The organism is Adhaeribacter pallidiroseus, from assembly GCF_003340495.1.
In the GTDB taxonomy this organism is placed as follows: Bacteria; Bacteroidota; Bacteroidia; order Cytophagales; family Hymenobacteraceae; genus Adhaeribacter; species Adhaeribacter pallidiroseus.
The window spans coordinates 1033783-1056934 of the sequence record NZ_QASA01000001.1 but is presented as its reverse complement, the minus strand read 5'-3'; the positions used below and the strand labels follow the sequence as shown (position 1 = coordinate 1056934).

Genomic DNA, 23152 nt, shown 5'->3' with positions numbered 1-23152 from the left:
GAAGCAAATCTGTTGATAGTTAATAAGCAGAACACGAAATATTGGGAAATCTATGCCGCCAGCTTAAAGGAATTGTTGGAAGTAAATAGATCTAAAATGTTGGCAAGTTAAATCTACCAGCTTTTTTAAATTTTAGAAAAATTACCAATTTAAATTAATCCAGGAGGTAACCATCTTTCATTACCAGCTTGCGGTCGGCCATTTCGGCTAAGTGCTCGTTGTGGGTTACAATCACAAAAGTTTGGTGCAGCTCGTTGCGCAACCGAAAAAATATTTCGTGCAGCTCTCTGGCATTCTCCGAATCTAAATTTCCACTGGGCTCATCGGCAAAAATTATTTCGGGCGCATTGATTAAAGCTCGGGCCACGGCGGTACGCTGTTGCTCTCCCCCTGACATTTCGGAAGGCTTGTGTTCCAGGCGATGACCTAAATTCAACATTTTTAAAAGTTCCTTGGCTCGGGATATTACTTCTTCTTCGGGCCGACCCGCTAAAAAACCGGGCAAACACACATTTTCGACGGAAGTAAATTCTGGCAGTAAATTATGGAACTGAAAAATAAACCCAATGTGCTGGTTCCGAAATCGAGCTAGCTCAACACTTTTGTATTTATTAACAGCATCCCCGTTAAAGAACACATCACCTTTATCGGCATTGTCTAAAGTACCCAAAATATGCAGCAAGGTACTTTTACCTGCTCCCGAGGAACCCACAATTGAAACAATTTCGCCTTTGGCAATTTGCAGCGTAATACCCTTTAAAACGGGTAAGCTTCCATATGATTTGAAAATATTAGCGGCTTGTAACAAGAAGTTAGATGTTTAATTTGCTCCAGGAGAGTTTTCGGCAAATCTAGCCAAAAGTTGCCATTATTTACAATTAAGTTATCGCGCAACTAAAATTGTTTCGCCTACAGACAAATTGAATGATGCGAGATAAAGCAATCAAATTTTTAAATTTTAGTAGTTTTTATTTGTTAAGCACAACACTTTCGATAAAAAGGATAAGGCAGAACATTGGAAATTTAATAACTTTCATTTCCATTAACTTTCTTTTACATGGCAAGCGGTAAGTCGTTTCTAGGATTGTTACTACTCTTACTGAGTATGGTAGCCCTACACTTGTGCTTCCGGATAAGTCCCGTTAAAGAAGCATCCTTATTGCCACAGACCAAATTTATCTTTCGGGGAGTAAACTGGGTGGCTGGTGATTCGGTTACTCTGGATCAGCTGATTGCCGCTAAAGAGTGTAACATTCAATGGATTGCGCAAACTCCCTTTGGCTGGCAGCGCAACTATAATACCCCCGAAATGCGGCTGAATACGCAATTTAATAAACACTTTTGGGGCGAAAGCGACCAGGGCCTGATTCATACTACTAATCTGGCGCGACAAGCCGGAATCAAAACCTTACTGAAACCACATATCTGGTTAATGAACCAGGATCAAAATAAATGGATTGGCGACATTGCCATGACCAGCGAAGCAGATTGGCAAACCTGGTTTAAAAATTATTCCGAATTTATTTTGCATTATGCTCGTCTTGCCGAAACCCACCATGTAGAGGCGCTGTGTATTGGTACCGAATTAATGAACCCAGCAATAACCCGAGAAGAAGACTGGCGGCAATTAATCCGGCAAATACGGCAAGTGTACCATGGCCAACTAACCTACGCTGCGAATTGGTATCTGGAGTATGAAAAAGTTAAATTTTGGGATGACCTGGATTTTATTGGCGTACAAGGTTACTTTCCGGTAAGCAAAAAAAACAATGCCAGCTTAGCTGAATTACAAGCCGGCTGGAAACCTCACTTGATGCGAATGCAAAAAATTGCTAAAAAGTACCAAAAACCCATTGTGTTTACCGAAGCGGGTTATAAAAGCACCCCTGATGCAGCAGTTGAACCTTGGAAGTGGCCGGAGCGCGGTAGAAATATTTTAATAGAAGAGTCCTACGAAACACAAGCCAATTGTTACCAGGCCTTGTTCCAAACTTTATGGGAAAAGCCGTGGTTTGGCGGCCTGTTCATCTGGAAATGGTACCCGCAAGTGCGCGATAATGGCCGCGACCACCGCGATTTTACCCCGCAACACAAACCCGCCGAAAAGATTTTAGCGGATTGGTACGGGAAGGAATTGTAGACTATAATCCACAGTCGATGGATTTTAGTCCGTTTTTTAAATTTTACTCTAGTTGGTTAAAGACAATTCCGTATAATTTTCTGTTTAGCAATAATTTATTTTATGCTCAACCATCCTGCCTCTGCTACGGACTACTCACTATAACCGTGGACTATCGACTAATATAAAAGTTTGAAATAAAAAGATTCCTGTTTACTTTCGTGCCACACGAAATGCTCCAATCATGAACATACACGAATATCAGGGAAAAGAGATTCTAAAAAGTTATGGCGTCCGGATTCAGGAAGGAATAGTTGCCCGCAACCCCGACCAGGCCGTAGAAGCGGCGAAACGTTTAACCGCTGAGACCGGTACGGGTTGGCACGTTATTAAAGCGCAAATTCACGCGGGTGGACGGGGTAAAGGAGGTGGCGTAAAATTAGCCAAAAACATGGACCAGGTACGGGAGCTCTCGTCGCAAATATTAGGGATGAACCTGATAACCCACCAAACCGGACCGGAAGGAAAAACGGTTCACAAAGTTTTAATCGCCCAGGATGTGTATTATCCCGGACCAACGGAGCCGAAAGAATTTTACGTCAGTATTCTGCTGGATCGGGCTAAGGGCCAGAATGTAATTATGGCCAGCACCGAAGGTGGTATGGACATTGAAGAAGTTGCCGAAAATCATCCGGAAAAAATATTAAAAGAATGGATTGATCCATCCGTAGGTTTACAAGCATTTCAGGCCCGTAAAATTGCTTTTGCTTTTGGCTTAGAAGGAGAAGCATTTAAAGAAATGGTGAAATTTATTACCGCTCTTTACAAAGCTTACATTGACACGGATGCTTCGCAGTTCGAGATAAATCCGGTACTTAAAACCTCCGATAATAAAATATTGGCGGTAGATGCTAAGGTAAACTTAGATGATAACGCCTTGTATCGCCACCGGGCTTTTGAAGATTTGCGCGATTTTAACGAAGAAGACCCGTTAGAAGTAGAAGCCAGCGCCAGCAACTTAAACTATGTAAAGCTAGATGGCAACGTAGGTTGTATGGTAAACGGAGCCGGTTTGGCTATGGCCACCATGGACATTATTAAACTTTCGGGTGGTGAACCGGCCAACTTCCTGGACGTGGGAGGTGGAGCTAACGCGCAAACCGTAGAAGCTGGTTTTAGAATTATTCTGAAAGACCCGAACGTAAAAGCTATTCTGATTAATATTTTTGGCGGAATTGTACGCTGCGACCGCGTAGCGAATGGGGTAGTTGAAGCTTACAAAAACATTGGCGACATTAAAGTACCCATTATTGTACGTTTGCAAGGTACCAACGCCGAAGAAGGCGCCCGCATTATTGATGAATCGGGTTTAAAAGTATTTTCGGCGGTGTTACTAAAAGATGCCGCAGCTCGCGTGAAAGAAGTATTAGCTTAGCTGCTAGAAATTTAAAAAAATTTAGTTTTTTAACAGAAAAGCCTCATCTAAATTAGGGTGAGGCTTTTCTGTTAGTTAATAGTTAAACAAAATTATCAGACTATAAAATCCTGATAAGACTACAGCTGGAAATTTAGCTATAAAAGCACTTATTAATTAGTACTATACTACTTCCAGTTGAACATCAATATTACCGCGAGTACCAACGGAATACGGACATACTTCGTGGGCCTGGTTCACGAGTTTTACCGCTTGATCATGATCTAAGCCTTTTACATCCACTACCAGCTTCACACCTAAACCGTAGCTTTCGTTATCTAACTGCAGCAGGCTCACGTGCGCCGTTACTGTAGAATCCGGTTCCAGCCGGATTTTTTGTTTACCAGCCACTAGTAACAAGGCACTTTGAAAGCAAGCCGCATAACCAGCCGCAAAAAGTTGTTCCGGGTTAGTACTGCCTTTTTTACCACCTAAGCCTTCCGGCACATTAACGGCCATGTCTATAATGCCATCCGATGATTTTACTTGACCGCTGCGGCCGCCTGTTGCCGATACTTCGGCTGTATACAAGGTTTTCATAGTTCGTAGTTTAATTAAATAATAGTTTCAAGAGTTTAATAACCCAATTTTTTAAATTTTGTTAAGGCGAACAGGTTATATTTTTAAAAATCCTCCTGTGAGACATTAGATTAAACCTTTTGAAACAAATTAGTTAAGGTGCTTTTCCGCAATAACAATTTTTACCTGTAGAGGGTATAAAGCAGTAAGCAGTAATAAAACCATTATTTTTTACTTAAAATTAAACTCATGAGCATAGAAGCCTTAAAATTAATTCCGCAAGACGAATCATTTGATGAAACTACTTTTGACCAGGAATTTACCAAAAAGAATAAACTACAGGATCATCCGGAAGTTGTGCAAGCTTTAAAAACCATCTTAAAGTTAATTAATCCGGTACGTGTACACGGGGCCGGCGATCATGAAATTACCACTTTGTTCCGGGATACTGTTTTTAAAAATCGTAATTCTATTGGTACCAGCCATCTAGATCAACTAGCCGAAGCAGGATTAAGTGATACTACCGGTACCTTAACCGGGCAAGGAATAACAGTAGTAAAAGCTTTTGCCGCGCCTTACAAAGGTGTAGAAGGGGAGTTAGCTTATTAAAGCAAACACGCCACTGTAAGCGTGTACTAAAATTTAAACTTATGCTTTACCTACTTTCTACAATTATTAGTTAGTAAAATCTTTGTTCGTATATATAATACCGAATAGTATTAAGATACTTCCATAGCATTTTTAGCGTGCGAGACGGCCTGGAGAATATACTCGTAGCCAGTTAGCGAAGCAATGTGTTCTTTGGAGTAGTTGTTAATGGTGGTGTTGATCCAGGTTTCCAGCGCTGATTCATCCGGAAAGTTGCGAAAAGCAACTTTATCTTTCATATCCCGCCAGAACCTTTCGATAGGGTTGAGTTCCGGGTTGGAAGAGGGCAGGTACACCAGGCGGATATTCTCGGGCACTTGCAAGTGTTTGGCCCGATGGTAGCCGGCTTTATCCAAGAAAATGATTTTGTATACGGATGGCTCGTGGCGGGAAAACTCCTGGAGCAGATACTCAAAAAACAGGGTGTTGACTTGCGGCGCGGTGACAAAAAACTTATCCCCCGAGAGGGGCTCTACTAACCCATAACAGTAGCGGTAAATAAAACGGTGCTGGTAAGCGCCCACTGGCTTCACTCCGGCTCGGGTAATGGCCCGGCGCAAGACGGTCATCAAACCAAACCGGCTCTCATCCTGAAAGTACACTTTCCAGCTATTCACTTTCCCGGCTCGGGCTAAAGGCCCATAGTAGCGTTGGAGCAGAAAAGATAAGAGCACGTTTACTTTTTTTATACTTCTCTTCGTAAGCCACATCTTTCTTCAGGTTACTTTTGCGGACTACTTTGAGCTTGGCTCCCAAGTAGTAGCGTACAAAGCGGTGCACGTGTTCATAGCTTAGCAGAATACCATGTGCTTCTTGCAGCCACTGGTGAATCTGCTTGTAAGAAGTAAAGTAATCCGTCGTACTGTTAAGCTTTTCTGTAAGTTCTGCCAAGGCTGGCCCGCTGATGCGCGAACCGGAGTGCTTCCCCATCTCCAAAGCCTGGCAAGCGGCTAAACCTTTTTGTTCATACTGGCTAAACCATTTGCCAATGGTGTGTCGCTCATAGCCCACCTGCTGGCTGATAGTGGCATAATCCGACGCTTGCCCGCTTTTATATAAATACAAGGCCTGCAAACGCGCTTGCACCAAAGCCCGCTTTTCCTGCTGCATCAACTCCAGCAACGCTGACGCACTCTCCTGGATCTCTATTTTCTTTACTCTTCCCATGCAAACCAAACATTTCTAAAATATGGAAAGTTCTTATTACTATCTGGTATAATTAGATTTATTGCATTAAAAAGGCGCTTCTATTTGGTAGAAGCGCCTTTTTAATATTTTGTGTTTTTTATTTACCACTGTGTACCATCGGTGTTTTATTTAATTTGCTGTGCTTGCGGCTATACGTAAAATACACCACTAAGCCAACTATTAACCAACCAATTAACCGGTACCAGGTATGAACATTTAAACTGGCCATCATGGCAAAACACACCAGCATACCCAAAATCGGCACCAAAGGCACCCAAGGGGTCCGGAAAGGACGAGTGCGCTCTGGCTCATGCACCCGCATGTACCAAACTCCCCCACAAACAATTACAAAAGCCAGCAAGGTACCAATAGAAGTCATTTCACCGAGTTGGGCAATGGGTAATGCTCCAGCCGTAATAGCGCAAACTACCCCAATTAAAATAGAGCTGATATAAGGCGTTTGAAACTTGGGATGTACTTTACCGAAAATAGGCGGAATTAAACCATCCCGTGACATGGAATAGAAAATACGGGGCTGGCCCAGTAACATCACCAGCATTACCGAACTTAAACCAGCAATTGCACCAATTTTAATTAAATCTCTTAAAACAGTATAGCCGGTAACTTCAATACCAATGGCAATTGGTTCAGCCACGTTTAACTGCCGGTAATCTACTAGACCGGTTAAAATACCGGAAACCAGAATATACAAAATGGTGCAAATAACCAGTGATCCCAGAATACCTACTGGCATGTCGCGTTGAGGGTTTTTAGCCTCCTGAGCCGCCGTACTAACCGCATCGAAACCAATGTAAGCAAAAAAGATTACCCCAGCGGCCCGCATAATACCACTCCAGCCATAATGACCAAACTCACCGGTATTATCCGGAATAAACGGCGTCCAGTTTTGGGCTGCAACGGCTGGATTCCGCAATAAATAATACCCACCCGCCAGAATAAAGGCGATTACTACGAAAAGCTTAATAAACACAATAAAGTTGTTAAACTTAGCCGACTCCTGAATACCGACTACCAAGATTACTGTTATCAAAAGTATTGCTGCCGCAGCCACCATATTAAAAACTCCCGTAGCGTGCGGTAACGAAGCAATATCAATCCCTTGAGCGGCATACTGCGTGGTTAACTGGTCGGTTATCTGCACCCAGGCGCTGGTTTTGGGATCCTGAATCAGAGAAATACCCGGCGCGTTCCACCATTCGGGGGCAATGTTAATGTTTAAATCACGCAGAAAGCTAACCACGTACCCGCTCCAACCTACTGCTACAGTAGCGGCCCCAAACATGTATTCTAAAATTAAATCCCAGCCAATTATCCAGGCGATTAATTCTCCTAAGGTAGCATATCCGTAAGTGTAGGCCGAACCGGCAATTGGAATCATAGAAGCAAACTCCGCGTAGCACAGGCCGGCAAACGCACAAGCAATACCCGCCACAATAAACGAAATAACTAAACCCGGACCCGCAAACTGGGCCGCGGCACTACCCGTAAGCACAAATATACCCGTACCAATAATGGCTCCTATACCCAACAAGATTAAGTTAGTAGCGGATAAAGTCCGTTTTAGCGAATGGCCATGTCCATCACTTCCCCCTCCTTCAGACTCCTGTATAAGTTTATTAATAGATTTTTTCGCAAATAAATTAGAGGCCATTCGATTGTTTTAAGTGGTGGAACACAGTGCTGTTAGTAAATTTCTAATAACTAAAACCAGCTTTCTATGGAATTCAGATTTTAATTAAATAATATTAAATTTTAAAAAAGTAGTTGAAATTGGACTTTAAATTAACTAAAATCTGCGATTTGTTGAATAAATCGATTAAAACATTTTACCAACTTCTACTTAACAGATACCTTATCCCATCAGTTTGTGCTACTTAAGAGCGCTTGCCATTAGTGGTATATCCATTTCAATCAAAAACTAAAACAAAAAAGAGAGTATTCACAATATAATCTAAATAGAAGAAGTATATGCCGGTTGTCAGATAAAATTTATAGACCTGATCATATTAAAATTACAGCTATGAACTATAGCAAGTTACTTAATAGCACATCTTTTTTTTAAATTTTGAGTAAAAACCGAAGAGAAACTATAGCCATCTACAATCTAAACTAACGATACTACCATGGATCATTACCCTTTAAAACCAGAAAATATGCGGGCTCCGGCACATTTAACCCGCGATGAAATAAAGCAAAGTTTAGAAGAATTAGATAATAAAATTAAAGTGCTTCAAGGCCGTGCTCATGCCACTACCGCCGATTCTAACCACACTTACCATAAGCATATTGCAGGCCTAGAAAAAAAACGGGCTTTACTGGTGCAACAACTAGATACTACTCAGGATGAATCTTCCAATACTTGGACCGACATTAAGAACAGCTTACAAAGCTTAAAAGATGAGATCCGGAATATGCTAGACTAATTGTTTTATTTAATTAAGAATATGGAGTTAAAGTACTAAACCAGCGTTTAAGAAGTTAACACCCCAAATTTTAGTAATTTTTACGCTATCCCTATAATTTACCCAACTTTAAAATGGAAAGTAAAATTTATAAAAGTAAAAACGCCGAAAATTTAAAATTTTCGGCGTTTTTACTTTTACCTAAAAGGTATTATTAGTCTACGTTATCGTGCAAAAACTTATTATCTCCTAAAATATCATTATCGTCGCTCAAGTTAAAGCGAGAAATATTTCGGTTAGAAGAATGCGGCACATTTTCTAGTGCTACGTTCCGGCGTAAGTAAGCGGGTACTTCTAATTTCTCTTTAATGGCCTCGTTGGTAATTTCGCTGCTTAAGCGGCGCAGACGCTCCCGACGTTCCTGCGATTTTTGTTGCAAATCATTTAAATCTTCATCTTCCGACGGATTAACAAATTCGTTTCGCTCTTCCGGTGTAAATACTTCGTGCTGCGATTCTAAATCAAACACTACTTTAACCGGTTCCGCCGGCACTCGGGTAGGAGCCGGAACGGGTGTAGGCACCGGAATAGGGGTAGGTGCGGGAGCTTGATTTACCACCGGGGCAGGTTCCTGCACGGGTACCCGAACAGGCGCTACCGGCTTAGCAGCCACAGGTTCAGGGATAGCTACTGCACGATCGGTATCAAAAATATTTATTTGAGGATCAGCTTCCGGAAAGGTGTTTTTTTTTACCTGACCGGTATTAATCGTAACGGCTTCGCGGGCAAAACCAGTAGCAATAACGGTAACCCGAATGCTTTGGCCTAACTCCGGATCAATCCCATGCCCAAAAATTACTTCTGCCTCTTCACCCGCTTTTTCCTGAATGTACTCGGTAATTTCGGTGAGTTCATCCATTTCCAGTTCGGCCTGATCACCAGACATGATGGAAAGCAGAATTTTTTGCGCTCCGTGAATATCGGTATTGTTCAGCAACGGCGACGATAAAGCTTCTTCCGCAGCCCGTAAAGCCCGGTTTTCGCCTTCCGTAGTAGCCGATCCCATAACGGCCGCACCAGAATCTTTCATGACCGTTTTAACGTCTTCAAAATCCACGTTTACTTCCGAAGTTACGGTAATAATTTCGGCAATGCTTTTAGCAGCAGTAGTTAATACATTATCGGCTTTAGCAAACGCCTGGCGGATAGGTAAATTACCAAAAATCTCGCGCAACTTATCGTTCAGAATAACCAATACGGTATCGCAATTTTCGCTCAGGTCTTTAATCCCTCTTTCGGCAGCATCTCGCTTTTTCTTACCTTCGAATATAAAAGGAGCTGTAACAATACCTACCGTTAATACATCGAGTTCTTTGGCAATTTTGGCAATTACCGGGGCAGCTCCGGTGCCGGTGCCGCCACCCATCCCGGCCGTAATAAATACCATTTTGGTGTCGTTGCCTAACAACTCCCGAATTTGTTCCCGGCTTTCGATAGCGGCTTGCTTCCCCCGTTCCGGATTGGCACCGGCTCCCAAACCCTCGGTTAAGTCCACGCCGATTTGCAGTTTGTTGGGTACATTACTGCTTTTCAGAGCCTGCGCGTCGGTATTACATACCACAAATTCAACATCTTTAATGCCTTGCCCACACATGTGGTTTACGGCATTACTACCTCCTCCGCCAACACCAATAACCTTAATAATAGATTTGCTTTGTGTAGGTATATCAAACTTATAGGATGAAAAACTCATATATAACTCTCCTTAAAAAAATTCTTAATAATTCTGCTTATCGTCAAAATCGTCAATTAATAAACCTTTAGTACGGTCTATTATTTTTTTGAAAAAATCACTGCCACCCGTAGAAGCGGGCTTTGCCACGCGTTCGTTTACCCGGTTTTCGGTAGTGCGGGCAGCAATTTCCGTATAACGATTTAAGCGTTCATCCAAAGCCTGATATCCAGCTAATACTAAACCAACGGTAGTGGCATACATGGGGCTTTTTACAGCGTCGATTTTACTTTTACCTAGATGCTCATTTGGGTAGCCAATACGGGCATCCAGGCCGGTTAAGTATTCTACTAACTGTACTAAGTTCTGCAATTGTGAGCCACCACCGGTTACTACTATGCCGGCCGCCAGATTATTCGCGTATCCGCTTCTAACAATTTCCGAATAAACTAGTTCAATAATTTCTTCCATTCTTGCCTCAATAATATAAGCAAGGTTTTTAATGGAAATTTCTTTTGGTGTCCGGTCGCGTAAGCCTGGTATCGAAACAATCTCGTTATCAGAAGCTTCATCCGCAATAGCTTTCCCAAACCTTATTTTTAACTGCTCGGCCTGGTTCTGCATCACCATGCAGCCTTGTTTAATGTCGGTAGTTACAATATTGCCCCCAAAAGGCAACACCGCCGCGTGCCGGATGATATTATCTTTAAAAATAGCTAAATCCGTAGTTCCACCCCCAATATCTACCAAAGCTACACCGGCTTCTTTTTCTTCGTCGCTTAGCACCGACATACACGAGGCTAACGGTTCCAAAATCAAATTGTCGATTTCCAAGCCGGCGCGGGTAACGCATTTATTGATGTTGTTGATGGCGTTGGATTGGGCCGTAATGATATGGAAGTTACCTTCTAAGCGTACACCCGACATACCCACTGGATCCACAATACCTTCTTCGTAATCAACCTTATAATCCTGGGGCATTACGTGAATGATTTCGCTGCCGGGTGGGGTTACTAACCGGTACATGTCATTCGTTAAGCGGTTCACGTCATCTACGGTAATCTCGTTATCGGTGGTAGCGCGGGTAATGCTGCCGTTGTGTTGTAAACTTTTAATGTGCTGACCAGCGATCCCGACATTTACCACGCCAATGTTAATACCGGATTGTTCTTCGGCCTGTTTAATGGCTTTGCGGATGGCATCTACGGTTTTATCGATGTTGCTCACAATGCCGCGAACTACCCCTTCCGAAACCGCTTTTCCCATGCCGAGGATTTCTAATTTGCCAAACTCGTTTTTCCGGCCAACCAAAGCGCAGATTTTGGTTGTCCCGATATCCAAGCCTACTACAATTTTGTCGTTTTGCATATCTATATTTTATTCACAAATGATCTGATCACTAAACTCCAGGTTAACCCGTTTATACCTGTCCCAGCCCATGGCCGGCAACACCTTCTTATAAAAAACCAGTAATTTTTTAAATTTTTGCTCCACTTCTTCCGGTTTACCAAACTCAATGGCCTGGGTACCTACCTGGGGCATAAAAATTACTTTACCTTTCGCATCAATTTGCATTTCGGCTAACTGGGCTTTCCAAAAGGCATCTTTTTCAACAAACTTCAACAAGTCTAAGTAAGCCTGACCCAAAGAATCCTGGTAAAAGGATTTGTTCTGAGCCGGCCGAAACAGGGATCTGGTAATTGGAATCACCCGCGCGGTAAATCTTTCGGATAAAGGTAAAATATTCCCTTCATCGTCAATATAGACGTCTTCTTCTGAATTATCGTGTACAATCCGGGCTATGGGCCTGTTTTGTTTGATCTTGATATTTAAGTTCCCGGCTAAATCGCGATAAACTTGCGCTTCCCGAACAAATTTATGCGATTTAATCCGCAATTCAAGACTTTTTAAATCAACGTCACTTATTTTTGAACCTTCTATTTTCTTTTCACCATCGTTCGTCAGAATATTTTTCACTTCCCGGTCGCTGATAAAGTAATTATTATACTCATTGTCGATCGTAACCGAGACTTTCCGAACGGCTTTTTGAGCTTGCTTCTGTGCCACAAATACTCCTAAACCAGCAAGTATAAGGATGCAACAAGATGCAAAAATTATAGAAATAATTTTACGCTTCCGGAACATTTTTTTATTTTTTAAGATGTTTTTAATCGGCGTTACCAAGGTATCAATATCACCGGCACCAACCGTTGCAAGTACCTCAAAATCAATAGATTGCTCTAATTTACGCAACACTTCTTCCTTGGATAAAATGCTCTTATTTGGTCCCGAAATGCGATTTAAAAGCATTTGGGCGTTTACTCCCGAAATTGGTTTTTCCCGGGCCGGGTATATTTCCAGCAACTCAACTTCATCCACCTGACTTAAACTTTCCGCAAACTCATCGGCGAAATCACGGGTACGGGTAAACAAATGGGGTTGAAAAATGAGCTTAATTTTTTTCTCCGGGAATAATGCTTTTAAGGATTTTACAAAAGCATCTATCTCGGTGGGATGATGGGCGTAATCATCAATGTAAATATAATCTTCGGAATCCACCACAAACTCAAACCGGCGCTTAACACCCCGGTACGCCGCTAAACCCGCGCGAATCTGGTGCGGCGGTACCCGCATGATTTGTGCTACATAGCAGGCCGCTAGGGCATTCTCAACGTTATGGTAACCCGGCACGGGTAAGTCTAGGCCGGGAATTATATTTGTGGAAGTAGTCAGATTAAATTTAAAATGATGCCCCGCAATGGTGATTGGTCCGGCATTTAGTTCTGCTTGCTCAAGACCATACCGGATTACTTTTACCGAATCTTCTATTTTATTTAGTATCCGGGTATCTGCCTTGGTATTTAAAAGCAAAGTACCACCAGGTTTCACCTGACTGATAAAATGCTGAAAAGATTCGATCAACGCATCCTTATCGCCGTAAATATCTAAATGGTCGGCGTCCGTAGAAGTAACGATGGCCACATCCGGGTACAAGCGCAGAAAAGAACGGTCGTATTCATCGGCTTCCACTACCACTATTTCCCGACCTTCATTATTCTTGCTGAGCAGCAAATTAGAATTGAGATTAACCGAAATCCCACCCAAAAAAGCCGAACAATCTACCCCGGCATGGTGAAGTAAGTGCGCAATCATGGAAGAAGTGGTAGTTTTGCCGTGGGTACCGGCGACGGCAATGGTATAGGCGTTAGCGGTAATTATACCCAGTACTTCCGATCTTTTTTTAATTGTATAATTATTTTCCTTAAGGTAAGCCCATTGTTGATGCTCGGCCGGAATAGCGGGTGTTAAAACGACTAAGGTTTGCTCGCGGTTTTGTTTTACTTCTTCTGGTATTAAGTTTACATCATCTTCGTAATGAATCTGGATACCCTCTTCGATTAAAGCTTGGGTAAGTGGCGTAGGCGTTTTGTCGTAACCCCATACGGGCAAACCTTTGGCATTAAAATACCGGGCAATGGCACTCATACCAATGCCGCCAATACCTAAAAAGTAAATATATTTATACGCTTCTGGTCTCACTTGATTAATTTTAATAGTTCACCCACAATGGTTTGAGCGGCTTCGGGCTTGGCTAATTTTTGAATGTTCCCACTTAATAGTTCCTGCTGCGGTTTGTCTTGTAACAAAGCAAAGGCAGCCGGATACAATTGAGTAGCCGCATCCACGTCTTTAACTAACAAAGCCGCCTGGTTATTTACCAAAGCTAAAGCATTTTGCGTTTGGTGGTCCTCGGCTACGTTGGGCGAAGGCACCAAGATGGCCGGTTTACCTACTAAACACAATTCCGAAATAGATAAAGCTCCGGCCCGGGAGATTACCACATCCGAGGTAGCGTAGGCTAAATCCATGCGCTGAATAAACTCGAAACTTTTAATGCCGGTTTCGACCAAGGTTGCGGTTTGTTCCGCAGCCTTAGGGTAATACGTTTTGCCAGTTTGCCAAAGCAGTTGATAGCCTTTTTGCTGGATTTCTTTTAAATGTGCTGCCGTACTTTCATTAATAGTGCGAGCGCCTAAGCTACCGCCAATGACCAAAATAGTAGGTTTACCTGGTTTTAACCCGAAAAAAGCTAAACCTTCCGAGCGCTTATTTTGGCTGCCCACAATATCCTGCCGTACCGGGTTACCGGTTAGTATTACTTTATCGGCCGGAAAAAAAGCCGACATCCCCGCATACGCCACGCAAATTTTGTTTACTCTTTTTCCTAATAGTTTATTGGTAATACCAGCATAAGAATTTTGCTCCTGAATTAAGCTGGGTATTCCCATAGAAGTGGCGGCAAACAGTACGGGAGCGCTGGCATACCCCCCCACTCCCACCACGGCATTGGGCTTAAAATCTTTTACAATTTGCCGGGCCGCCCGCACACTGGAGATTACCTTGAACGGAAACGTAAGGTTTTTTAAAGTTAACCGGCGTTGCAAACCCGCAATAGGCAGGCCAATAATCTTGTAACCGGCTTCGGGTACCCGGGTCATTTCCATACGGCCTTTGGCACCCACAAACAAAATTTCGGCTTCGGGTTGCCGTACTTTTAGCTCATTCGCAATAGCCACTGCCGGGTAAATATGTCCCCCCGTGCCGCCCCCACTAATAATTACCCGGAATGGTTTTTTATTCTGCATGCGCTACCACTTTTTTTGAAATATTACCCGATAAGATGGTTCCGCCCGGCGCTTGCTCGGCTTCCGTGCGGCTTACGCTCAGAATAATACCGATGGAAATACCGGTAAATATCAGGGAAGTTCCCCCCATGCTTAATAAGGGCAACGGCAAACCAGTTACTGGCCCCAAACCAACGGCTACCCCCATGTTAACCATCGCCTGTAATACCAAACTAAAACTAAGGCCCGCCGAGAGCAAGCCCCCAAACGCCCCGAAACTTTTACTCACCGTTACCAGCCCTCGGTACAAAAAGGCCAGGTACAAAAAGAGAATAATAGCACCGCCTAATAAGCCATATTCTTCAATGATAATAGCATAAATAAAATCGGAATAGGGGTGCGGCAAAAAGTTACGTTGATCGGAGTTACCGGGTCCTTTCCCAAAGGGTCCACCGGTAGCAATGGCAATGTAAGATTGCTCTAACTGAAACACCGGCGAATCGGCGTTGGTAAAATTTTCCACCCGGCTGATTACCGTTTTCATCCGTTGCCCCAAGGCCAAGGCAGTTATCCCCAGCACGCCCCCGATTATTAAAACCATAGCAATATGTTTCATGGGTACCCGGCCAATAAACATGAGCAGCAAGCAGGTAATAAATAGTAAAGTAGCCGTAGACGCATTGGTTAAAGCAATTAAACCACAAATGCTGCCGCACCAGAACATAATGGGAATGAGGGTACTTTTAACGTCGGTGGTTACGTGCTGCCGCTTAGATAGCATACTGGCTAAATGCGAGATCAAAGCCAATTTTGCCAAATCCGAAGGTTGAAAAGTTTGATTGATTAATGGAATGGTTAACCAACGGGAAGCTTCGTTAATATTGGAACCGTACAAAAAAGTAAATAAAAGTAAGGGTGCGGATAAACACAGCGCCAGCAACGATAAACGGGAATAGTAGCGGTAATTTACTTTATGCGCAAACCACATAAATGCCAAACCCACGATAATTAAACTGGTGTGCTTAAACAAAAAATACTCGGTATTCCCCGACATTTTTTTGTAAGCCAGCGTACCTGTAGCCGAATACACCACCGCAATACTGATGAGTGAAAAAGCAATCACAATGCCCCACAGAATAGGGTCTCCTTTCAAATTTTCCCGTAACCAAAGCTTTACCTGCATCATACTTCTTAATGGATAGTCCAAGGACCATAGTCCATGGAAATTTTTAAAAATTTATTTTTTTACTTACTTCTGTTTTTAGCTTTCCTGCTGCAATGGTTCTAAAACCAGGTGTTGCACCGCTTCGGCAAACCGTTTGCCCCGGTGTTCGTAATTATTAAATAAATCAAAGCTGGCGCAGGCCGGCGAAAGCAGAACTACATCGCCCGGAACGGCAGCTTCTTTAGTCAGGTTAATAGCTTCTTCTACCGATTGCGTTTCATGAATTACCGGAATGATGCCACTGAAAGATTCTACTAACTTTTTATTGTCCACTCCTAAGCAAATTAGTGCCTTAATCTTTTCCTGAGCCAAAGCTTTTAAGGAAGTATAATCGTTGCCTTTATCTACGCCCCCGGCAATCCAGACGATTGGTTGCGTTATTCCGTCCAGCGCGTACCACACGGCCTCCACGTTGGTAGCTTTGGAATCGTTGATGTACCTGACGCCGTTCGCTTCCCCTACGGTTTGCAAACGATGATCAGCATTTTTAAAAGTGGCTAAAGCCGCGGTAATTTCCTCCGGTTCAATACCAACTAGTCGCGCCGCTAAAACAGCCGCCGCCGTATTGTATTGATTGTGTTTGCCAATTAACACCGAGGTGCGGGTTTCAATGTTTTCTGCGGAGCCAGAGTAAGTTGTTATCAAAGAAGTACCCTCGTAAAAAGCTTTTGCCGCCGGCTTTTGGTTTATGGAAAACGGTACTGCCTGACCTTTAAAATCTTCCGGGTTGAAATACTCGTTGGTTACAGCATCATCCAGATTATAAATAAAGTAATCCGATTGGGTCATGTTTTGCGCAATCCGCAACTTGGATTGTGCATAATTGGCCATACTGTATTCATACCGGTCCAGGTGATCCGGGGTAATATTAAGTAGAATACCGATGTGCGCTTTAAACTGATACATGCCATCCAGTTGAAAGCTGCTTAATTCCACTACATAATAATCGTGCTCGTCTTTAATAACTTTTTCAGCCAGGCTTTCGCCAATGTTCCCGGCCAAAGCCACATTCAACCCGGCGCTTTGGAGTAAATGAAAAGTTAGAAGTGTGGTCGTGGTTTTGCCATTAGTACCCGTTATGCCAATAAACTTAGCTTGCGTATAACGACTGGCAAATTCAATTTCCGAAATTACCGGGATGTTCTTCGCCTTGGCTTGCTGAATTAAATCGGCTTTGTCCGGAATGCCGGGACTTTTTATAATTTCGGTAGCCGATAGAATCCGGGCGTAATCATGCGAGCCAGCTTCGAACGGAATATTAGCGGCTTGGAGCTTTTCCTGGTAAACTGGCTTAATTTCTCCTTTATCCGAAACAAACACCTCCAATCCTTTCGCTTGTGCCAACAAGGCGGCTCCCACTCCACTTTCACCAGCTCCCAGTATTGCTATCATTTCGTTATTCGTTGTTAGTTATTCGTTGTTCGAAATTTTTAAACTTTTATAATAATTAATAAAGCCATGAAGCAATTGCTTACAAGCTGTTATTTTTTGTATTGTTTCCTTAGCTACTTGTTCTGATACGTATTTTAGGTCTAAGGCTAAATAAAGTTGCGTTTCGAGTTCGTACAAAGAACCTCTGGCGATAAAAAATATTTGTACGGCATCATTTATATGTTGTCTCCCACAACTTTCCGCTATGTTTGAAGGAACAGAAACTGCTGCTCGCCTCATTTGAGTCGTTAATCCAAACATTTCCTCCCTAGGGAAACTTTTAGTTATTTCGTATATCTCACTTACCATCTTTCTGCTTCGTTGCCATACATCTAAATAAGTATAAACTCGCTTCATTTTTTCCAACTCGAACAACGAAAAACCAACAACGATTAACGAAGTTTCAGCGTTACCAAAGTTAACAGGGCCAGCATAATCCCAACGATCCAGAAGCGCGCTACAATCTTGGCTTCGTGGTAACCTAGCTTTTGGTAATGGTGGTGCAACGGCGACATTTTAAAAATCCGGCGGCCTTCGCCGTATTTTTTCTTCGTGTATTTAAAATAACTTACCTGCAGCATAACCGATAAATTCTCCACTAAGAAGATACCGCAAAGTATCGGAATTAATAACTCTTTGCGTAAGATTAACGCTAAAACCGCAATGATTCCACCAATGGATAAGCTTCCGGTATCGCCCATGAAAACCTGGGCCGGGTACGAATTATACCAGAGAAATCCGACGCAAGCGCCCACAAACGCCGTACAAAAAATCACCAGCTCTCCGGAGTTGGGTAAAAACATGATATCGAGGTAGTCGGCAAAGAAAGAATTACCCGATACCCAAGCAAAAACGGCCAGAGTAACGCCAATAATAGCCGAAGTACCAGCCGCTAAGCCATCAATACCATCGGTGATATTGGCCCCATTGGAAACCGCGGTAATAATTACAATTACCAAAGGGATGTACAAGAAGCGGGCGTAAGAACCAAATACCGGACTAGCGAAGGAGAACAGCTGATAGTAATCGAGTTCGTTGTTGCGGGCAAACGGGATGGTAGTTATCATCTGCCGCACGTCTTTATACCGGGCCGATGCATCCACGGCACTCATGCCGGTATCGGTAATGTATTGCCGCACTACCACATCATCATTGAAAAATAATACCACCCCCACAATTAAACCAATACCAATCTGGCCGATTACTTTAAATTTACCCGCCAGACCTTCTTTATTTTTCCGGAATACTTTGATGTAATCGTCCAGGAAACCAATGGAGCCTAACCAGATGGTAGTAATAATCATTAAAATTACATAAACGTTATCCAGGCGCGCAAACAACAGCGTGGGTAACAAAATGGCTAACAGAATAATCAAACCACCCATGGTAGGGGTACCCTTTTTCTCCATTTGACCGGTTAAACCTAAGTCCCGGATACTTTCGCCTACCTGACGACTTTGTAAGACTTTAATGAGTTTACCACCAAAGATCATGGCAATTAACAACGACACCAAAGCCGCCATACCGGCCCGGAAGGAGATATATTGAAACACCCCGGCACCAATAAAATCGAACTGTTTGTCTAAATATTTAAAAAGATAGTAGAGCATCTATTTGTTCTTGTTGAATGGTTGAAGTGCTGAATTGTTGGTTAGTTAAATGCCTAAGTAGTAAAATTGGCCTATTCTGATTCTTTGCCCTACACTTAACCCTTTAACAATCTAACCATTCAACCATCCATAATTTATTTTCCCATTTGGGTAAACATTTCCTGCAAAATTTTCTTATCGTCGAAATCGTATTTTACGCCTTTTATTTCCTGGTAAGTTTCGTGGCCTTTGCCCGCTACCAAAATAATATCCCCTTTATTAGCCAGAGCGCACGCTGTTTTAATAGCTTCTTTGCGATCCACGATAGATAAGGTTTTTTTAAAATCTAAGGGCTTTACCCCTTGCTGCATTTGGTTAATAATTTCCTGGGGATCTTCAAAGCGCGGATTATCCGAGGTTAATATTACCCGTTCGCTGAGCTTGCAGGCTATATCGGCCATAATGGGGCGCTTGGTGGCATCGCGGTTGCCACCGCAACCTACTAAGGTAATAACTTGCTGTTTAGGGTTCCGGATTTGCTGGATGGTTTGCAAAACGTTTTCCAAGGCATCCGGCGTGTGGGCATAATCCACAATTCCGGTAATCTGGGTATCCGATACCAAATAATCAAAGCGACCAGCCGCTGAGGTTAAGCTGGATAAAACAGTTAGTACTTCGTGCGGATCTTCGCCCAATAAAACAGCTGCCCCGTAAACCGCCAAAATATTGTAAGCATTAAAGGCCCCGATCAGCTTAAACCAAATCTCGTTGCCTTCTATCTCTAAATGCAAGCCTTGGATCGAATTATCCAGAATACGCGCCTTGAATTCAGTTGCTTTCCGCAAAGAGTATTCATGGTCACTGGCTTGGGTATTTTGCAGCATCACGGCTCCCCGTTTATCATCGGCGTTTGTTAAAGCAAATGCTTTGGCCGGAAGCATATCAAAAAACAACTTTTTCGCCCGGATGTACTCGTCGAACGTTTTGTGGTAATCCAGGTGATCGTGGGTGATGTTGGTAAAAATGCCACCGGCAAAAGTTAAGCCCGTTACGCGGTGTTGTACCAAGGCGTGCGAGCTTACTTCCATGAAGCAGTGCGTACAACCAGCTTCCACCATTTGCTGCAACAAAATGTTTAAATTAATGGCATCCGGGGTGGTGTGGGTAGCGGGTAATACTTTTTCGTTAATTTGGTTTTGCACCGTAGAAAGCATGCCCACGTTATACCCTAATTCCCGGAACAACTTATGCAGCAAAGTAACGCAAGTAGTTTTACCGTTGGTACCAGTTACTCCTACCAGTTGTAATTTTTGGGAGGGATTACCGTAAAATTCGGCGGCCATTAAAGCAAGGGCTTCGCTGGTGTCTTTTACCTGCACGTACGTAACCTGCGGCGCCAGCTCCTCGGGCAATATTTCGCAAACAATTACGACCGCTCCTTTTTCTACCGCTTTGGAGATGAATCCATGACCATCGGCTTGTACGCCTTTAATGGCAAAAAAAGCCGTACCGGCAACTACCATCCGCGAATCGAAGGTGAGCCCCTGAACAGCAACGTCGTTCGGGCCAATAAGCCGAACGACGGTTACTTTTTTTAAAATGTTTTCTAATTCCGCCATCAACTAAGCGTTAGGGTAATAACACTGCCTTTCTGAATAGGAGAACCCGGCTCCAGGGATTGCTTTTGCACCCGGCCGATTCCTACCTTTTTAACTTTTAAACCTTGGTTGCCGAGCAAAAACAACGCATCGCGCAGGGTCATGCCGCTCACATCGGGTACCCGGCCCACCTGCAACGGCACCGGCTTCCAGGCATAGGAATGCGTCTGCGAATCGGCTTTAATCCACTCCTGATCGGCTACCGGATGACTACTAATGCCGATACGATTACAGATTAACGTTAATTCTTCCTGCTGACCCGCTTTTACCGGTGGCAACACCCGTTTATCTGGGATAATTAAGGCGGCAAAGGGTTTGTGAATGGCTAGATCGCGCACGTAGGCTTTATCGGCTAATTCGCGGAATACCGGTGCAGCCACGTCGCCGCCATAAATCCGGCCTTTTTTAGGTGTATCAATAATAATAATGCACGAGTATTTTGGGTTATCGGCGGGGAAATAACCGGCAAACGAAGTAGAGTAATCTTTAATGTATTTACCGTTTTTGGTTTTCCAGGAGGTGCCGGTTTTACCAGCCACTTTGTAATTTAAATTTTTAACCTGTTTACCAGTTCCTTTTTCCACCACCGCTTCCATAATAGAGCGCAGTTGCTTGGCAGTTTCTTCAGAGCAGATCCGACCAAGTGTTTCCGTCTGGAAAGAATCTACTAAAGCATCGGCTTTCCGGATCTCTTTCACGATCATCGGCTTCACTTTAATGCCGTTATTGGCTACTGCGTTGTAAAAAGCCAGCGTTTGGAGCGGCGAAATTTTTAAGCCGTAGCCAATAGCCATCCGGGACAAAGTAGAACGGCTCCAACCGCGGTCGGTCGTTTTGCGGATATATGGTTTCGCTTCGCCGTGCATCTGAAAGCCCAATGGTTTATCGATTCCGAATTGCTGCAAATAGTCGATGTATTTTTCCGGATTTTTGCCAAAATGCGTTTCGATGAGTTTGGCGGTACCTACATTGGATGATTTTTCAAAAACCTGCGAAATCGAGATTTTACCGAAGCCGCCGCCGTGGGCTTCCCCCATACTCACGCCCCCGAACACTTGCCGACCATGGCCGGTATCTACCGTATCTTCCGGCGTGAGGTCCGTATCTTCGAATAAAGCCATCATGGAAGCCAGCTTAAACGTAGAGCCCGGTTCGGTACGACCGTGATCGCCTACCGCGTAGTTATAATTTTCCACGTAAACGCCTTCGCCGGCTTTACCTAAATTGGCTATGGCTTTAATCGCCCCGGTTTTTACTTCCATTAATATTACGCAACCGTACTGGGCATTATTTAACACCAAAGCTTTGTACAAAGCGTTTTCGGCTACGTCCTGCAGGTTGATGTCAATGGTGGTTTTAATGTCGTAGCCCGGCAGCGGTTTGATTTCGGTGCCGTCGTAAATTGGCTTGTTACCGCCGGCCATGCGTTCGAACAAAGCTTCGCCGTCTTTGCCAGCTAATTGGCGGTTATAGGTAAATTCCAGACCGGAGCCATTGCCATCTTCGCTTAAGCGGCCTATGGTCCGTTGGGCCAAGGAGCCAAATGGGCGGAAGCGCTTATCTACTTTTTCAAAAATGACCCCGCCTTTGTTCTTACCCGCCCGGAAAATAGGCCACGACGCCATCATCTTTTTTTCCTGATAATTGATCTGGCGCGGGTGCAGGCGCAAGTAGCGACGTTGCTCGGCGCGGGCATTTTTAATTTTGCGGCGATAACCTTCCGGCGATTTATCCTGATAAAAGCGCGATAAGAGTAAGGCCAGCGAATCAATACCTTTATTAAAAATTTTATCGTCGCAGATGGTAGCATCAAAGGCTACGCGGTAAAAAGGCAGCGAGGTAGCCAGAATACTTTCGTTGTCGGAGTAAATATTACCGCGGGTAGCAAATACCGGTTGGTAAATAATGCGGCTTTCTTTGGCAATCTGGCGCCATTTGGTACCTTCAAAATATTGAATCCGGACGACTTTATAAATAATGGCACCGGCAAAAAGGCACACGCACAGGAAAGCTACCCGTACCCGGGTAACAATCGATTTTTTAATATTCTTCCCCATCTACTCTAATTTGATAAGGTGGTGAGGAACTTTCGATGATACCGGCGGGCGCTACTTTGCGGGCTACTTCGCTTTGCTTGCTGGCCTCCATGTAATCCGATTTCAGCGTGGTATAATCGGCGCGTAAATCTTCGGTTTCGCTTTTGGTGCGGTCTATTTTCCGAATGGTTTTTTCGGCGTAATGGGTGTTACCGATGTAAAATAAAGTTACGGCCATAATATAGAGCACATAAGGCAGGTATTTTACCGGCAAGCCATCCTGAAAAATGATATCTACTTTGGTGTAGCGGTCCAGTAAATGAAACAAGCTGGTGCCTTTTTGGCGGGGCACTTCTACCGGGGCGGGTACCGGCACCGGGCGCAGGGTATTGGTTTTTACCTTTACCGGGGGTCTTTCCTTTACTGTGTTGTAGGCCATTCTGTAATCTATTTTAAGTTATCTGTTTTCGGTTTTACGTTCTTCT

Annotated in this window: 20 protein-coding genes; 4 read left to right on the top strand and 16 right to left on the bottom strand. The window is 43.6% G+C overall.

Annotation, left to right across the window (positions count from 1 at the left end; translation table 11 throughout):
* Nucleotides 1–154: 154 nt before the first annotated feature.
* Nucleotides 155–808, bottom strand: coding sequence for an ABC transporter ATP-binding protein (locus tag AHMF7616_RS04080; RefSeq protein WP_115371723.1), 654 nt, complete (start codon nt 806–808; stop codon nt 155–157).
* A 297-nt stretch (nt 809–1105) separates the two neighbouring features.
* Between AHMF7616_RS04080 and AHMF7616_RS04075 the strand changes: the two genes are divergently transcribed.
* On the top strand, nt 1106–2140 hold the full coding sequence (locus AHMF7616_RS04075; protein WP_115371722.1) for a glycoside hydrolase family 113: 1035 nt from the start codon (nt 1106–1108) through the stop codon (nt 2138–2140).
* 223 nt (nt 2141–2363) lie between these two features.
* On the top strand, nt 2364–3554 hold the full coding sequence (sucC, locus tag AHMF7616_RS04070; protein ID WP_115371721.1) for an ADP-forming succinate--CoA ligase subunit beta: 1191 nt from the start codon (nt 2364–2366) through the stop codon (nt 3552–3554).
* A 162-nt stretch (nt 3555–3716) separates the two neighbouring features.
* On the opposite strand, the gene AHMF7616_RS04065 is transcribed toward sucC, so the two are convergent.
* Complete coding sequence (locus tag AHMF7616_RS04065; protein WP_115371720.1) at nt 3717–4133, bottom strand: organic hydroperoxide resistance protein; 417 nt, start codon at nt 4131–4133, stop codon at nt 3717–3719.
* A gap of 228 nt (nt 4134–4361) precedes the next feature.
* On the opposite strand from AHMF7616_RS04065, the gene AHMF7616_RS04060 reads away from it, so the two are divergent.
* Nucleotides 4362–4721 (top strand): hypothetical protein, encoded by a 360-nt coding sequence (locus tag AHMF7616_RS04060; RefSeq protein WP_115371719.1) that lies wholly within the window; start codon nt 4362–4364, stop codon nt 4719–4721.
* 110 nt (nt 4722–4831) lie between these two features.
* Here the strand turns inward: AHMF7616_RS04060 and AHMF7616_RS04055 are convergent, their stop codons facing one another.
* From AHMF7616_RS04055 to AHMF7616_RS04045, 3 genes are all read right to left on the bottom strand, one after another.
* Entirely contained in the window at nt 4832–5434 is a 603-nt protein-coding gene (locus AHMF7616_RS04055) for an IS630 family transposase (protein WP_115372588.1), read from the bottom strand.
* Entirely contained in the window at nt 5370–5927 is a 558-nt protein-coding gene (locus AHMF7616_RS04050; RefSeq protein WP_147275601.1) for a helix-turn-helix domain-containing protein, read from the bottom strand. Before AHMF7616_RS04050 ends, AHMF7616_RS04055 begins: the two co-directional genes overlap by 65 nt.
* 118 nt (nt 5928–6045) lie before the next feature.
* A complete protein-coding gene (locus AHMF7616_RS04045; protein WP_115371716.1) occupies nt 6046–7620 on the bottom strand; it encodes an amino acid permease in 1575 nt (524 codons plus the stop codon).
* Between the two features lie 472 nt (nt 7621–8092).
* On the opposite strand from AHMF7616_RS04045, the gene AHMF7616_RS04040 reads away from it, so the two are divergent.
* On the top strand, nt 8093–8392 hold the full coding sequence (locus tag AHMF7616_RS04040; protein WP_115371715.1) for a sll1863 family stress response protein: 300 nt from the start codon (nt 8093–8095) through the stop codon (nt 8390–8392).
* Between the two features lie 193 nt (nt 8393–8585).
* Here the strand turns inward: AHMF7616_RS04040 and ftsZ are convergent, their stop codons facing one another.
* The 11 genes from ftsZ to AHMF7616_RS03985 form a co-directional block, all read right to left on the bottom strand.
* Nucleotides 8586–10124 (bottom strand): cell division protein FtsZ, encoded by a 1539-nt coding sequence (gene ftsZ, locus AHMF7616_RS04035; protein WP_115371714.1) that lies wholly within the window; start codon nt 10122–10124, stop codon nt 8586–8588.
* Nucleotides 10125–10148: 24 nt separating this feature from the next.
* Nucleotides 10149–11471: a cell division protein FtsA gene (gene ftsA, locus AHMF7616_RS04030; protein WP_115371713.1), complete on the bottom strand. Its 1323-nt coding sequence runs from the start codon at nt 11469–11471 to the stop codon at nt 10149–10151.
* 9 nt (nt 11472–11480) lie between these two features.
* Entirely contained in the window at nt 11481–13643 is a 2163-nt protein-coding gene (murC, locus tag AHMF7616_RS27690; protein ID WP_115371712.1) for a UDP-N-acetylmuramate--L-alanine ligase, read from the bottom strand.
* Nucleotides 13640–14749, bottom strand: coding sequence for an undecaprenyldiphospho-muramoylpentapeptide beta-N-acetylglucosaminyltransferase (gene murG, locus AHMF7616_RS04020; RefSeq protein ID WP_115371711.1), 1110 nt, complete (start codon nt 14747–14749; stop codon nt 13640–13642). The genes murC and murG overlap by 4 nt, the downstream gene beginning before the upstream one ends.
* Nucleotides 14739–15914, bottom strand: a complete 1176-nt coding sequence (locus AHMF7616_RS04015) for an FtsW/RodA/SpoVE family cell cycle protein (RefSeq protein WP_115371710.1) — start codon at nt 15912–15914, stop codon at nt 14739–14741. The genes murG and AHMF7616_RS04015 overlap by 11 nt, the downstream gene beginning before the upstream one ends.
* 75 nt (nt 15915–15989) lie before the next feature.
* On the bottom strand, nt 15990–17345 hold the full coding sequence (gene murD, locus AHMF7616_RS04010; protein WP_115371709.1) for a UDP-N-acetylmuramoyl-L-alanine--D-glutamate ligase: 1356 nt from the start codon (nt 17343–17345) through the stop codon (nt 15990–15992).
* A gap of 18 nt (nt 17346–17363) precedes the next feature.
* Nucleotides 17364–17741 (bottom strand): four helix bundle protein, encoded by a 378-nt coding sequence (locus AHMF7616_RS04005; RefSeq protein ID WP_115371708.1) that lies wholly within the window; start codon nt 17739–17741, stop codon nt 17364–17366.
* A gap of 35 nt (nt 17742–17776) precedes the next feature.
* A complete protein-coding gene (gene mraY, locus AHMF7616_RS04000) occupies nt 17777–18994 on the bottom strand; it encodes a phospho-N-acetylmuramoyl-pentapeptide-transferase (RefSeq protein ID WP_115371707.1) in 1218 nt (405 codons plus the stop codon).
* 134 nt (nt 18995–19128) lie between these two features.
* Nucleotides 19129–20592: a UDP-N-acetylmuramoyl-L-alanyl-D-glutamate--2,6-diaminopimelate ligase gene (locus tag AHMF7616_RS03995; protein ID WP_115371706.1), complete on the bottom strand. Its 1464-nt coding sequence runs from the start codon at nt 20590–20592 to the stop codon at nt 19129–19131.
* A complete protein-coding gene (locus AHMF7616_RS03990) occupies nt 20592–22688 on the bottom strand; it encodes a penicillin-binding protein (RefSeq protein ID WP_115371705.1) in 2097 nt (698 codons plus the stop codon). The genes AHMF7616_RS03995 and AHMF7616_RS03990 overlap by 1 nt, the downstream gene beginning before the upstream one ends.
* Complete coding sequence (locus AHMF7616_RS03985) at nt 22672–23106, bottom strand: FtsL-like putative cell division protein (RefSeq protein ID WP_233507318.1); 435 nt, start codon at nt 23104–23106, stop codon at nt 22672–22674. The genes AHMF7616_RS03990 and AHMF7616_RS03985 overlap by 17 nt, the downstream gene beginning before the upstream one ends.
* Nucleotides 23107–23152 lie beyond the last annotated feature (46 nt).